The sequence below is a fragment of the Klebsiella sp. A-Nf5 genome (genome assembly GCF_002810545.1).
Lineage (GTDB): Bacteria > Pseudomonadota > Gammaproteobacteria > Enterobacterales > Enterobacteriaceae > Klebsiella > Klebsiella variicola.
Genome location: NZ_PIOG01000155.1, coordinates 35175 through 48714, shown reverse-complemented (window position 1 = coordinate 48714; position 13540 = coordinate 35175). Strand labels below are relative to the sequence as shown.

Here is a 13540-nt window from a genome sequence, read left to right as displayed (position 1 = left end):
GGGCGCAACCGCTGCCCGGCCTGAAAAATTACAGTGGCGAATCCTGACTTATTTCATCCAGCGACAGCTGGAAGCTCGGGACAAACACCTGCATAAAGTAATCCATCTCTGCGCTTCGCCGCGACGCCAGCGTCTTTTCCAGACGGCCTTTGGCCAGCAGAAATTCGTTGTTACCCGCAGACAGCTCTTCGAGGCACTTCAGGTAAGCACAGAGGGCGTCAGCCTGTTTAACGATCGACTGCTCTTCCTCACTGTAGTGATGCTCATCAATCAGCGGCTCGAAAATATCGCGCAGCTCGTCAGGGACCATATCCACCAGCTTTTGCTGAGCAATTTTCTCAATCGCCTTATATTCCTGGGCAATCTGGGAATTGAAATATTTCACCGGGGTAGGGAGGTCGCCAGTTAATACTTCGGAGGCGTCATGGTACATCGCCAGCAGGGCGATACGTTCGGCGTTGACCTGGCCGCCAAATTTGCGGTTTTTAATTGCCGCCAGCGCATGGGCGACCATCGCCACCTGCAGACTGTGTTCGGAGACATTTTCGGTGCGCACGTTGCGCATCAGTGGCCAGCGGTTGATCAGTTTCAGGCGGGAGAGGTGGGCAAAGAAATGACTCTGACTCATAGGAACCCTTAATCAGTGACAACATCGGGTTCCATTGTGCGCAGGGATCGCCGCCGGATGCAAATGCCGGCGGCGGAGCGATTAAAGCTGGTGGTAGCCGGAGAGGAAGCGGCCAAAGCGGGAGATCGCCATCTCCAGGTCGTCTTCGCGAGGCAGCGTCACAATGCGCACATGATCCGGCCACGGCCAGTTGAACGCGGTGCCCTGTACCAGCAGTACTTTCTCCTGTAGCAGGAAGTCGAGCACCATTTTCTGGTCGTCGTGAATATTGAAGCGTTTGGCGTCAATTTTCGGGAACATGTACAGCGCGCCTTTTGGCTTCATGCAGGAGACGCCCGGAATATCGTTGATCAGCTCCCAGGCGCGGTTGCGTTGTTCATACAGGCGCCCGCCGGGGATGATGAATTCGCTGATACTCTGGTAGCCGCCCAGCGCCGTCTGGATAGCATGTTGTGCCGGCACGTTGGCGCATAGACGCATCGACGCCAGCATCTCCAGGCCTTCGATATAGCCCTTCGCGTGTTTTTTCGGGCCATTCAGCACCATCCACCCCTGGCGGAAGCCGGCAACACGGTAGGTTTTCGACAGTCCGTTAAAGGTCACGGTCAGCAGATCCGGCGCCAGAGCAGCAATCGAGTGATGCTGGGCTTCGTCGTAGAGGATCTTATCGTAGATCTCATCGGCGAAAATAATCAGGTTATGCTGCCGGGCGATCTCGACGATCTCCTGCAGCAGTTCTTTGGAATAGACCGCGCCGGTGGGGTTGTTGGGGTTAATGATCACGATCCCGCGGGTGCGCGGCGTGATTTTTGCGCGGATATCGTCAAGATCCGGGAACCAGTCAGCGGATTCGTCGCACAGATAGTGGACCGCTTTGCCACTGGAAAGCGACACCGCCGCCGTCCACAGCGGGTAGTCCGGCGCGGGAACCAGCATCTCATCGCCGCTGTTTAACAGCGCCTGCATCGCCTGCACAATCAGTTCGGACACGCCGTTGCCGATGTAAATATCTTCTACCGTGACATCACGCATTCCCCGGGCCTGGTAATGCTGCATAATGGCTTTGCGCGCCGAGTACAACCCTTTCGAATCGCAGTAACCCTGGGCAGTAGGAAGATTGCGGATGACGTCGACGAGGATCTCGTCAGGGGCCTCGAAGCCGAATGGCGCCGGGTTGCCGATGTTCAGTTTCAGAACTTTATTGCCTTCTTCCTCAAGACGTTTCGCTTCTTTCAGAACCGGGCCACGGATGTCGTAACAGACGTTCTCTAACTTGCTGGATTTTTCGATGGGGGACATGAATCTTGACCTTTTAGCTGTTATCGCCACTCCCTGCCGTGGAAGTCAGCACGGAACAATGTACTCCGCATCCCCGCTGTTTTGAAGGCTTTGCAGGAGAAGATTTTGCTAACACAGGATTTTAAGCGTAATTGATTTATCTGCCGCTTGCGGTTTTAGATTGTATCTTATACCTGTTTATGGTGGTTTTTTGGTCGTATATGTAGGCGATATGTCGTTTTTGCCATCATTTATCTGGTTTGTTTGTGAGGGGGAGGGGCGAACGAAGAATGTTGGTGGGCTAAAAAACGCTATCCTTAATGCAATATCGGCTCATTTGTAATTTTGATGTTAAATAATATCAATAAAAAACAGCGTGCGAGTGCATTATTATTATTTTTGACAGGTAATAATCTGAAGTTTGTTAATTTATATAAAATGTTGAAAAAAATTTAAAATTATCTGAGTTAATCCTTATTTAGGCTTATAAAAAGGACGGGAATCGGTTAGAATATCGCCGTTAATATCAGTGATAGCCGGTAAGCACTCCGGTTGGATTGATACTTAATATATTGTTATTGCAGAATTTTATTGTTCATCCTTCCCTGCGTAAACGTGCGGTGGAAGAGAGGCTTTCTCACCGCCACTGGCCGCTTTTCCGGCGCGACGTATGACGCCTGACTGACCGTGGTAATAAATAACAATGAGAAATACGAACAATATATTACTCCGTGGTTCTGCGCATTTGCCCAGACGAGTACTTTAGCATGTAATAACGTTCGTCCAGTTGTTTATCCGCCATCTGACGGTGAGCACGAGGCTCAGGGAATAGCCGGAAACCTGGCGTAAAGCATCAACAAGGCAGGTCAGCGTTAGCCACCTGTAAGTGAAGAAATATGATTAATACAACACGTCCGATACTCAACCTTGATCTCGATCTGCTGCGCACCTTTGTGGCAGTCGCTGATTTGAACACCTTCGCCGCTGCCGCTGCCGCAGTGTGTCGTACCCAGTCCGCGGTCAGCCAGCAAATGCAACGCCTCGAGCAACTGGTTGGCAAAGAGCTTTTCGCCCGTCACGGGCGTAATAAACTGCTCACTGAGCAGGGGATCCAACTGCTGGGGTATGCTCGCAAAATCCTGCGCTTTAACGATGAAGCCTGCATGTCGTTAATGTATGGCAGCCTGCAGGGGGGACTGACCATCGGTGCCTCGGAAGAAACGGCTGATACCATCCTGCCGTTTTTGTTAAACCGCATCGGCTGCTTCTATCCCAGAATGACGCTGGAGATCAAAGTCCATCCTCATGCCGCAATTATGACGATGCTGGCCGAGGGGCTGATTGATCTGGCGTTGACCACCCATCAGCCTCCCGGCTTTACCTCTTTCACCCTGAGAACGTCACCGACCCTCTGGTACTGTGCGGCGGAATATGTGCTGGCGAAGGGGGAGTCTATTCCCCTGATCCTGCTCGAAGAGCCAGGCCCATTCCGCCAGGATATTATTGCCGCGCTGGAGGCTGCCCGCGTCTCGTGGCATCTGGCCCATGGCGCTTCGTCTCTCTCCGGGGTGAAAGCGGCGGTTAAAGCCGGGCTGGGCGTCACCGCGCGACCCGTCGAAATGATGAGCCCCGATTTGCGCGTGGCTGGCACCAGCGATGGATTGCCGGGCCTGCCGGATACCCGGTATGTGGTCAGTTGCAATCCACAGACAGCGAGCGAGCTGCCGCAGGTGATTTTTCAGTCGCTGAGTCAGGAGAGCGACCCCTGGCGAACGGGGCCGGCACTTACCCCGGAAGAGGGAGATAACACCTTCATTTTGTAAGGGCAATTTTGCTAACAAAGATCACAAAAACTGGTAACAGAATGTAAGTGGGCAAAAAGAGCCTCAGGGGAGGGTTTCCCGCCTGGTGGCTCTTTTTTTTGCACTATTATTGATGTTTTGAATGTTTTTTTTATTTCTTTCCTGAAAAATCAGCGTATTGGCGTGACCGAGCGCTCACCTTGTCGACTTTTCCCTGCACTTTCAACACTTCCTGCTAATGTTAAAAAACCGGACGGATTGTTGCCGATTTCCTGGGGTAATTAACAAAACCGTGTCACAGATCAAGAAAATACCCCTCTTTGGGGGGAGGAATCGAGGCTAAATCCTGTCAAAATAGAAGGGATTTTTGATTTACGACGGAAACGGACACGATTCAACAACACTAAAACCGAACAGTATGCAAGGTTATTTCGCATAAAAGGGCATTTAATGTTAATGAAAAGATTCCAATGTAAATTAATGTTATGAAAACTTTTGTTAAAGTTGACAAAAGGTTAAAGAAAGGGGTAAAAAGCCACGGCATCTGGGCTTCTCACATCAACCAGGGACGCTTTTTTGCACGGTTTTTTTACTCCTCCCGTGAAACGCTGTGGCGTTCATCTGCCAGTAAGAGCAGAGGGTTTTGGCGCTACACTTTTTTGGTTAAGCAATGCGTATGTCAACATCCACTGAAGTCATCGCTCATCATTGGGCATTCGCTATATTTCTCATCATCGCTATCGGCCTGTGCTGCCTCATGCTCGTCGGCGGCTGGTACCTTGGCGGTCGCGCGCGCGCGCGTAGCAAAAACACGCCGTTTGAATCGGGGATCGACTCCGTTGGTTCGGCCCGCTTACGTCTTTCTGCGAAGTTTTATCTGGTTGCCATGTTCTTCGTTATCTTCGACGTGGAAGCCCTGTATCTCTACGCATGGTCGACTTCTATCCGCGAGAGCGGCTGGGTCGGCTTTGTGGAAGCCGCAATTTTCATTTTAGTGCTACTGGCTGGTCTGGTTTATCTCGTTCGCATCGGCGCACTGGACTGGACGCCTGCGCGTTCCCGTCGCACGCTGGTTAATCCGGAAACAGACAGTCCCACTAACCGTCATATGCAGTAAAAGCGAGGCAATAAGATGGATTATACGCTCACCCGCATAGATCCTAACGGTGAGAACGACCGTTACCCCCTGCAGAAACAGGAGATCGTCACCGACCCCCTGGAGCAGGAAGTCAATAAAAGCGTGTATATGGGGAAACTCGAGCACGCGCTGCATGACATGGTGAACTGGGGCCGTAAGAACTCAATTTGGCCGTATAACTTCGGCCTTTCTTGCTGTTATGTGGAAATGGTGACGTCATTCACTGCGGTGCATGACGTTGCGCGTTTTGGGGCAGAAGTTCTGCGCGCCTCTCCGCGTCAGGCGGACCTGATGGTGGTCGCTGGAACCTGCTTTACCAAAATGGCGCCGGTTATTCAGCGTCTGTACGATCAGATGCTGGAGCCGAAGTGGGTGATCTCCATGGGCGCCTGCGCTAACTCCGGCGGCATGTACGACATCTATTCTGTCGTCCAGGGCGTGGATAAATTCATTCCGGTCGACGTGTACATCCCGGGCTGCCCGCCGCGTCCGGAGGCCTATATGCAGGCGCTGATGCTGCTGCAGGAGTCCATTGGTAAAGAACGTCGTCCGCTCTCATGGGTGGTTGGCGATCAGGGCGTTTATCGCGCCAATATGCAGTCGGAACGCGAGCGTAAACGCGGCGAACGTATTGCAGTGACCAATCTGCGGACGCCGGACGAGATTTAATTTGCGCCTGCGGGCGGGAATACCACTTCGCAAATCAATCTACAACAACGCGAAGTCTCGCCCGGCAGTCACCACGGACCTTTTGCAATGGTGAACAATATGACCGATTTAACCGCGCATGACGCCGCACCAGCCTGGCAAACCCGCGATCACCTCGATGACCCGGTGATCGGCGAACTGCGCAACCGCTTTGGGCCGGATGCCTTTACCGTTCAGCCAACCCGCACCGGCGTACCAGTGGTGTGGGTGAAGCGTGAGCAACTGCTTGAGGTGGGTGATTTCCTGAAGAAATTGCCGAAGCCTTACGTGATGCTGTTTGACCTGCACGGCATGGACGAACGTCTGCGCACGCACCGCGATGGCCTGCCCGCCGCGGATTTTTCCGTTTTCTATCATCTGATTTCTATCGACCGCAACCGCGACATCATGCTCAAGGTGGCGCTGTCTGAAAACGATCTGCATCTGCCGACTTTCACCAAACTGTTCCCCAACGCCAACTGGTATGAGCGTGAAACCTGGGAAATGTTTGGCATGACCTTCGATGGCCACCCGAATCTGCGCCGCATCATGATGCCGCCGACCTGGGAAGGCCACCCGCTGCGTAAAGACTATCCGGCGCGCGCTACCGAATTCGATCCGTTTGAGCTGACCAAAGCCAAGCAGGATCTGGAGATGGAAGCGTTGACCTTCAAACCGGAAGAGTGGGGCATGAAGCGCAGCACCGACAACGAGGACTTCATGTTCCTCAACCTCGGTCCGAACCACCCGTCTGCCCACGGTGCATTCCGTATTATTCTGCAGCTGGATGGCGAAGAGATCGTCGACTGCGTGCCGGACATCGGTTACCACCATCGTGGCGCCGAGAAGATGGGCGAACGCCAGTCCTGGCACAGCTACATCCCGTATACCGACCGTATCGAATATCTCGGCGGTTGCGTCAACGAGATGCCGTACGTGCTGGCGGTGGAAAAACTGGCCGGGATCACCGTGCCGGATCGCGTCAACGTGATCCGCGTGATGTTGTCCGAACTGTTCCGCATCAACAGCCACCTGCTGTATATCTCGACCTTTATTCAGGACGTCGGCGCGATGACGCCGGTCTTCTTCGCCTTTACCGACCGGCAGAAAATCTACGATCTGGTGGAAGCGATCACCGGTTTCCGTATGCACCCGGCGTGGTTCCGCATCGGCGGCGTTGCCCACGATCTTCCGCGCGGCTGGGATCGCCTGCTGCGGGAATTCCTCGAGTGGATGCCGAAGCGTCTGGATTCTTACGAGAAAGCCGCGCTGCGCAATACCATTCTGATTGGCCGTTCCAAAGGCGTAGCCGCTTACACCGCCAAAGAGGCGCTGGAGTGGGGCACCACCGGCGCAGGCCTGCGCGCCACCGGTATCGGCTTCGACGTGCGTAAATGGCGTCCTTATTCTGGTTACGAAAACTTCGACTTCGAAGTCCCGACCGGCGGTGGCGTTTCTGACTGCTACACCCGTGTGATGCTGAAAGTCGAAGAGCTGCGCCAGAGCCTGCGCATTCTTCAGCAGTGCCTCGATAACATGCCGGAAGGCCCGTTCAAAGCGGATCATCCGCTGACCACGCCGCCGCCGAAAGAGCGCACGCTGCAGCATATCGAAACCCTGATCACCCACTTCCTGCAGGTATCGTGGGGCCCGGTGATGCCGGCCAACGAATCCTTCCAGATGATTGAGGCGACCAAAGGGATTAACAGTTACTACCTGACCAGCGACGGCAGCACCATGAGCTACCGTACCCGCGTGCGTACGCCGAGCTTTGCGCATCTGCAGCAGATCCCGTCGGCGATCCGCGGCAGCCTGGTATCCGACCTGATCGTTTATCTGGGTAGTATCGATTTTGTTATGTCAGACGTGGACCGCTAATTATGCACGAGAATCAACAACCACAAACCGAGGCTTTTGAGCTGAGTGCGGCTGAGCGTGAGGCTATTGAGCACGAGAAGCACCACTACGAAGACCCGCGTGCGGCGTCCATCGAAGCGCTGAAAATTGTCCAAAAACAGCGCGGCTGGGTGCCGGATGGCGCGATCTATGCGATCGCCGATGTGCTGGGGATCCCGGCCAGCGACGTCGAAGGCGTGGCAACATTTTACAGTCAGATTTTCCGCCAGCCGGTTGGCCGTCACGTGATCCGCTACTGCGACAGCGTGGTGTGCCACATTACCGGCTATCAGGGTATTCAGGCCGCCATTGAGAAGAAGCTCAATATCAAGCCTGGGCAGACCACCTTCGATGGCCGCTTCACGCTGCTGCCGACCTGCTGCCTGGGCAACTGCGACAAGGGACCGACCATGATGATTGATGAGGACACTCACAGTCATCTGACGCCGGAGGCAATTCCTGACCTGCTGGAGCAGTACAAATGAAAACTGTAATTCGTACTGCGGAAACGCATCCGCTCACCTGGCGTCTGCGCGACGACAAACAGCCGGTATGGCTGGACGAGTATCGCAGCAAAAACGGTTACGAAGGGGCACGTAAAGCCCTGACCGGGATGGCGCCGGATGAAATCGTTAATGCGGTAAAAGACGCTGGCCTGAAAGGGCGCGGCGGCGCGGGCTTCTCCACGGGTCTGAAGTGGAGCCTGATGCCGAAAGACGAATCCATGAACATCCGTTACCTGCTGTGTAACGCCGATGAAATGGAGCCGGGCACCTATAAAGACCGTCTGCTGATGGAGCAACTGCCGCACCTGCTGGTGGAAGGCATGCTGATCTCCGCGTTTGCACTGAAAGCGTACCGCGGCTACATCTTCCTGCGCGGCGAATATATCGAAGCGGCACAGCATCTGCGTCGCGCGATTGCCGAAGCCACCGAAGCGGGCCTGTTGGGGAAAAACATCCTTGGCACCGGGTTTGACTTCGAACTGTTCGTGCACACCGGGGCAGGGCGCTATATCTGCGGTGAAGAGACGGCGCTGATCAACTCCCTGGAAGGTCGCCGTGCTAACCCGCGCTCCAAGCCGCCGTTCCCGGCGAGCTCCGGCGTGTGGGGCAAGCCGACCTGCGTCAACAACGTGGAAACCCTGTGCAACGTGCCGGCGATCCTCGCCAACGGCGTCGAGTGGTACCAGAACATTTCCACCAGCAAAGATGCTGGCACCAAGCTGATGGGCTTCTCCGGCCGGGTGAAGAATCCGGGCGTCTGGGAGCTGCCGTTCGGCACTACCGCGCGTGAGATCCTCGAAGATTACGCCGGCGGCATGCGCGATGGCCTGAAGTTTAAAGCCTGGCAGCCGGGTGGGGCAGGGACCGACTTCCTGACCGAAGCGCACCTCGATCTGCCGATGGAGTTCGAAAGCATTGGTAAAGCGGGCAGCCGTCTGGGCACCTCGCTGGCGATGGCCGTTGACCACGAGATCAACATGGTCTCGCTGGTGCGCAACCTTGAAGAGTTCTTTGCCCGCGAGTCCTGCGGCTGGTGTACGCCGTGCCGTGATGGACTGCCGTGGAGCGTGAAGATCCTGCGCGCCCTGGAGCGCGGCGAAGGCCAGCCTGGCGATATCGAAACGCTTGAGCAACTCTGTCGATTCCTGGGCCCGGGTAAAACCTTCTGCGCACACGCGCCGGGTGCGGTCGAACCGCTGCAGAGCGCGATTAAATATTTCCGCGAAGAATTCGAGGCTGGCATTAAGCAGCAGTTTAGCAATACCCATGCAATTAACGGTATTCAGCCGAACCTGCTTAAGACGCGCTGGTAATCTAAAGGTTTTTTATTTTTGGAAGCACGCAAATGGCTACGATTCATGTAGACGGCAAAGAATACGAGGTCAACGGGGCGGACAACCTGCTAGAGGCTTGTCTCTCTCTTGGTCTTGATATTCCCTACTTTTGCTGGCACCCGGCGCTAGGGAGCGTCGGTGCTTGCCGCCAGTGTGCGGTGAAGCAATATCAGAACGCGGAAGACACGCGTGGTCGCCTGGTGATGTCCTGTATGACTCCGGCATCCGACGGCACCTTTATTTCTATTGACGACGGCGAAGCGAAGCAGTTCCGCGAAAGCGTGGTGGAGTGGTTGATGACTAACCACCCGCACGACTGCCCGGTCTGTGAAGAAGGGGGCAACTGCCACCTGCAGGATATGACGGTGATGACCGGCCATAGCTTCCGCCGCTATCGTTTCACCAAGCGTACCCACCGCAACCAGGATCTGGGGCCGTTTATTTCGCACGAAATGAACCGCTGCATCGCCTGTTACCGCTGCGTGCGCTACTACAAAGATTATGCCGACGGCACCGATCTGGGCGTCTATGGCGCGCATGACAACGTCTACTTCGGCCGCCCGGAAGATGGCACCCTGGAAAGCGAGTTCTCCGGCAACCTGGTGGAAGTCTGCCCGACCGGCGTCTTCACCGACAAAACGCACTCCGAGCGCTATAACCGTAAGTGGGACATGCAGTTTGCGCCGAGCATCTGCCAGCAGTGTTCCATCGGCTGCAACATTAGCCCGGGCGAACGCTATGGTGAACTGCGTCGTATTGAAAACCGCTATAACGGTACCGTGAACCGCTACTTCCTCTGCGACCGCGGTCGTTTCGGCTATGGCTACGTGAACCTGAAAGACCGTCCGCGTCAGCCGGTTCAGCGCCGCGGCGACGATCTGATCGCCCTCAACGCCGAGCAGGCGATGCAGGGGGCGGCGGATATTCTGCGTCAGTCGAAGAAAGTGATCGGTATCGGCTCCCCGCGCGCCAGCATCGAAAGCAACTTCGCGCTGCGCGAGCTGGTGGGCGCCGACAACTTCTATACCGGCATCGCCAAAGGCGAACAAGCGCGCCTGCAGATGATGCTGAAAGTGCTGCGTGAAGGCGGGATCCATACCCCAAGCCTGCGCGATATCGAATCCTACGATGCGGTACTGGTGCTGGGCGAAGACATTACCCAGACCGGCGCGCGCGTGGCCCTGGCAGTCCGCCAGGCGGTGAAAGGGAAAGCACGCGAAATGGCAGCGGCGCAGAAAGTAGCCGACTGGCAGATCGCCGCGATCCTCAACATCGGGCAGCGCGCCAAGCACCCATTATTCGTCACCAACATCGATGACACCCGCCTGGATGACATTGCCGCGTGGACCTACCGCGCGCCGGTGGAAGATCAGGCGCGTCTGGGCTTCGCTATCGCCCATGCGCTGGACGACAGCGCGCCGGCAGTTGATGGCCTGAGCCAGGACCTGAAGGGTAAGGTTGACGTGATTGTCCAGGCGCTGGCCGGGGCGAAAAAACCACTGATTATCTCCGGAACCAACGCCGGCAGCATGGAGATCATCCAGGCCGCCGCTAACGTCGCAAAAGCCCTGAAAGGCCGCGGCGCCGACGTCGGCGTGACCATGGTCGCCCGCGCGGTGAACAGCGTCGGTCTGGGCATGATCGGCGGCGGCTCGCTTGAAGAGGCGCTGGACGAACTGGAAAGCGGCGCCGCCGACGCGGTTATCGTGCTGGAAAACGACCTTCACCGTCATGCTTCCGCCGCGCGCGTTGATGCTGCGCTGGCGAAAGCCCCGCTGGTGATGGTGGTTGACCATCAGCGCACCGCGATTATGGACAAAGCGCACCTGGTGCTCTCTGCTGCAAGCTTTGCGGAAAGCGACGGGACCGTGGTGAACAACGAAGGCCGCGCTCAGCGTTTCTTCCAGGTCTATGACCCGGCTTACTACGACGCGAAAACCGTGATGCTGGAGAGCTGGCGCTGGCTGCATTCGCTGCACAGCACCGTCAACAACCGTCAGGTTGACTGGACGCAGCTGGACCATGTCATCGATGCGGCGATTACCGCACTGCCGCAGCTGGCAGGCATTAAAGATGCCGCGCCGGATGCGACCTTCCGCATTCGCGGCCAGAAGCTGGCGCGTGAACCGCACCGCTACAGCGGCCGTACGGCGATGCGCGCCAACATCAGCGTGCATGAGCCGCGTCAGCCGCAGGATAAAGACACGATGTTCGCCTTCTCAATGGAAGGGAACAACCAGCCGTCCGCACCGCGTTCGCAGATCCCGTTCGCCTGGGCGCCGGGCTGGAACTCCCCGCAGGCATGGAACAAGTTCCAGGATGAAGTGGGCGGGAAACTGCGCCACGGCGATCCGGGCGTTCGACTGTTTGAAGCGTCCGCCAACGGGCTGGAGTACTTCACCGCGGTGCCGGCCAGCTTCCAGGCGGAAGAGGGCAAATGGCGTATCGCGCCGTACTACCATCTGTTTGGCAGCGATGAGCTGTCTCAGCGCGCGCCGGTGTTCGAGAGCCGAATGCCTGAGCCGTACATTAAGCTGAACCCGGTGGATGCCGCGAAGCTGGGCGTTAACGCGGGGGCAACGCTCTCCTTTAGCGTGGAAGGCCAGACCCTGCGTCTGCCGCTGGTTATCTCTGAAGGGCTGACCGCAGGACAGGTTGGCTTACCGATGGGGATGCCTGGCATTGCGCCGGTGCTGACCGGATCGCGTATTGATTCACTGCAGGAGGCGAAAGCATGAGCTGGTTAACGCCGGATCTTATCGACATTCTGTTAAGCATCCTGAAGGCCGTGGTCATTCTGCTGGTGGTCGTCACCTGTGGCGCGTTCATGAGCTTCGGCGAGCGTCGTCTGCTCGGTCTGTTCCAGAACCGCTACGGACCTAACCGCGTCGGCTGGGGCGGTTCGCTGCAGCTGGTCGCCGACATGATCAAGATGTTCTTCAAAGAGGACTGGATCCCGCGCTTCTCCGATCGCGTGATCTTTACTCTGGCGCCGGTTATAGCCTTTACCTCGCTGCTGCTGGCCTTTGCTATCGTGCCGGTCAGCCCGACGTGGGTGGTGGCTGACCTGAACATCGGCATCCTGTTCTTCCTGATGATGGCAGGCCTGGCGGTCTATGCGGTGCTGTTCGCCGGCTGGTCGAGCAACAACAAATACTCGCTGCTGGGGGCAATGCGTGCTTCCGCGCAGACCCTGAGCTACGAAGTGTTTCTCGGTCTGTCCCTGATGGGCGTGGTGGCGCAGGCGGGGTCATTCAATATGACCGATATCGTCAACAACCAGGCGCATCTGTGGAACGTCATCCCGCAGTTCTTCGGCTTCGTGACTTTCGCCATCGCTGGCGTGGCGGTGTGTCACCGTCACCCGTTCGATCAGCCGGAAGCGGAGCAGGAACTGGCTGATGGTTACCACATTGAATATTCCGGCATGAAATTCGGTCTGTTCTTCGTGGGTGAATACATCGGTATCGTCACCGTTTCAGCGCTGATCGTCACGCTGTTCTTCGGCGGCTGGAATGGCCCGTGGTTACCTCCTTTCATCTGGTTCGCGCTGAAAACCGCGTTCTTCATGATGATGTTCATTTTGATCCGCGCATCATTACCGCGTCCGCGCTATGACCAGGTAATGTCCTTTGGCTGGAAGGTATGCCTGCCGTTAACGCTGGTCAACTTGTTGGTAACGGCGGCTGTCATTCTCTGGCAGGCGCAATAAGGGGTGAATTGAACATGACCTTAAAAGAATTATTGGTGGGGTTCGGCACCCAGGTCCGTAGTATCTGGATGATTGGCCTGCATGCCTTCGCCAAACGTGAAACCCGGATGTATCCGGAAGAGCCGGTCTATCTGCCGCCGCGCTATCGCGGACGCATCGTGCTCACCCGCGATCCGGACGGTGCAGAGCGCTGCGTTGCCTGTAACCTGTGTGCGGTAGCCTGCCCGGTGGGCTGTATCTCGCTGCAGAAAGCAGAGACCAAAGACGGCCGCTGGTACCCTGAGTTCTTCCGCATCAACTTCTCACGCTGCATTTTCTGCGGCCTGTGCGAAGAAGCGTGCCCGACCACGGCGATCCAGTTGACCCCGGACTTCGAGCTGGGTGAATACAAGCGTCAGGATCTGGTGTACGAAAAAGAGGATCTGCTGATTTCCGGTCCGGGCAAATACCCGGAATATAACTTCTACCGGATGGCGGGTATGGCAATCGACGGCAAAGATAAAGGTGAAGCGGAAAACGAAGCTAAGCCAATCGACGTCAAGAGCCTGTTACCGTAAGG

The 13540-nt window shown here is 56.3% G+C and carries 11 protein-coding genes; 9 read left to right on the top strand and 2 right to left on the bottom strand.

The window, feature by feature from the left end; translation table 11 throughout:
* Positions 1–28: 28 nt before the first annotated feature.
* Positions 29–628, bottom strand: coding sequence for a 5'-deoxynucleotidase (yfbR, locus tag CWM53_RS16105; RefSeq protein ID WP_002913188.1), 600 nt, complete (start codon positions 626–628; stop codon positions 29–31).
* A gap of 81 nt (positions 629–709) precedes the next feature.
* The gene (alaA, locus tag CWM53_RS16100; protein ID WP_008803944.1) at positions 710–1927 is read right to left on the bottom strand and encodes an alanine transaminase AlaA; all 1218 of its coding nucleotides are present in this window, start codon (positions 1925–1927) and stop codon (positions 710–712) included.
* 875 nt (positions 1928–2802) lie between these two features.
* On the opposite strand from alaA, the gene CWM53_RS16095 reads away from it, so the two are divergent.
* From CWM53_RS16095 to nuoI, 9 genes are all read left to right on the top strand, one after another.
* Positions 2803–3729 carry a LysR family transcriptional regulator gene (locus tag CWM53_RS16095; RefSeq protein ID WP_074387941.1) on the top strand — a complete coding sequence of 309 codons (927 nt, stop codon included), beginning with the start codon at positions 2803–2805 and terminating at the stop codon, positions 3727–3729.
* 649 nt (positions 3730–4378) lie between these two features.
* Complete coding sequence (gene nuoA, locus CWM53_RS16080; protein ID WP_002913181.1) at positions 4379–4825, top strand: NADH-quinone oxidoreductase subunit NuoA; 447 nt, start codon at positions 4379–4381, stop codon at positions 4823–4825.
* A gap of 15 nt (positions 4826–4840) precedes the next feature.
* Positions 4841–5515, top strand: coding sequence for an NADH-quinone oxidoreductase subunit NuoB (nuoB, locus tag CWM53_RS16075; protein ID WP_002913178.1), 675 nt, complete (start codon positions 4841–4843; stop codon positions 5513–5515).
* 87 nt (positions 5516–5602) lie between these two features.
* Complete coding sequence (gene nuoC / locus CWM53_RS16070) at positions 5603–7411, top strand: NADH-quinone oxidoreductase subunit C/D (RefSeq protein WP_074387942.1); 1809 nt, start codon at positions 5603–5605, stop codon at positions 7409–7411.
* 2 nt (positions 7412–7413) lie between these two features.
* Positions 7414–7914 carry an NADH-quinone oxidoreductase subunit NuoE gene (gene nuoE / locus CWM53_RS16065; RefSeq protein ID WP_002913160.1) on the top strand — a complete coding sequence of 167 codons (501 nt, stop codon included), beginning with the start codon at positions 7414–7416 and terminating at the stop codon, positions 7912–7914.
* Positions 7911–9248, top strand: coding sequence for an NADH-quinone oxidoreductase subunit NuoF (gene nuoF, locus CWM53_RS16060; protein ID WP_061153791.1), 1338 nt, complete (start codon positions 7911–7913; stop codon positions 9246–9248). Before nuoE ends, nuoF begins: the two co-directional genes overlap by 4 nt.
* Before the next feature lie 32 nt (positions 9249–9280).
* Positions 9281–12007 carry an NADH-quinone oxidoreductase subunit NuoG gene (nuoG, locus tag CWM53_RS16055; RefSeq protein ID WP_100631075.1) on the top strand — a complete coding sequence of 909 codons (2727 nt, stop codon included), beginning with the start codon at positions 9281–9283 and terminating at the stop codon, positions 12005–12007.
* Positions 12004–12981, top strand: a complete 978-nt coding sequence (nuoH, locus tag CWM53_RS16050; RefSeq protein WP_002913156.1) for an NADH-quinone oxidoreductase subunit NuoH — start codon at positions 12004–12006, stop codon at positions 12979–12981. The genes nuoG and nuoH overlap by 4 nt, the downstream gene beginning before the upstream one ends.
* A 14-nt stretch (positions 12982–12995) precedes the next feature.
* Positions 12996–13538, top strand: a complete 543-nt coding sequence (gene nuoI / locus CWM53_RS16045) for an NADH-quinone oxidoreductase subunit NuoI (protein WP_008803948.1) — start codon at positions 12996–12998, stop codon at positions 13536–13538.
* Positions 13539–13540 lie beyond the last annotated feature (2 nt).

Coding starts and splice junctions, on each gene's coding strand:
- CWM53_RS16095 (WP_074387941.1), top strand. CDS start 2,803: ATGATTAATACAACACGTCCGATACTCAACCTTGATCTCGATCTGCTG.
- nuoE (WP_002913160.1), top strand. CDS start 7,414: ATGCACGAGAATCAACAACCACAAACCGAGGCTTTTGAGCTGAGTGCG.
- nuoB (WP_002913178.1), top strand. CDS start 4,841: ATGGATTATACGCTCACCCGCATAGATCCTAACGGTGAGAACGACCGT.
- alaA (WP_008803944.1), bottom strand. CDS start 1,927: ATGTCCCCCATCGAAAAATCCAGCAAGTTAGAGAACGTCTGTTACGAC.
- nuoF (WP_061153791.1), top strand. CDS start 7,911: ATGAAAACTGTAATTCGTACTGCGGAAACGCATCCGCTCACCTGGCGT.
- yfbR (WP_002913188.1), bottom strand. CDS start 628: ATGAGTCAGAGTCATTTCTTTGCCCACCTCTCCCGCCTGAAACTGATC.
- nuoA (WP_002913181.1), top strand. CDS start 4,379: ATGCGTATGTCAACATCCACTGAAGTCATCGCTCATCATTGGGCATTC.
- nuoI (WP_008803948.1), top strand. CDS start 12,996: ATGACCTTAAAAGAATTATTGGTGGGGTTCGGCACCCAGGTCCGTAGT.
- nuoG (WP_100631075.1), top strand. CDS start 9,281: ATGGCTACGATTCATGTAGACGGCAAAGAATACGAGGTCAACGGGGCG.
- nuoC (WP_074387942.1), top strand. CDS start 5,603: ATGGTGAACAATATGACCGATTTAACCGCGCATGACGCCGCACCAGCC.
- nuoH (WP_002913156.1), top strand. CDS start 12,004: ATGAGCTGGTTAACGCCGGATCTTATCGACATTCTGTTAAGCATCCTG.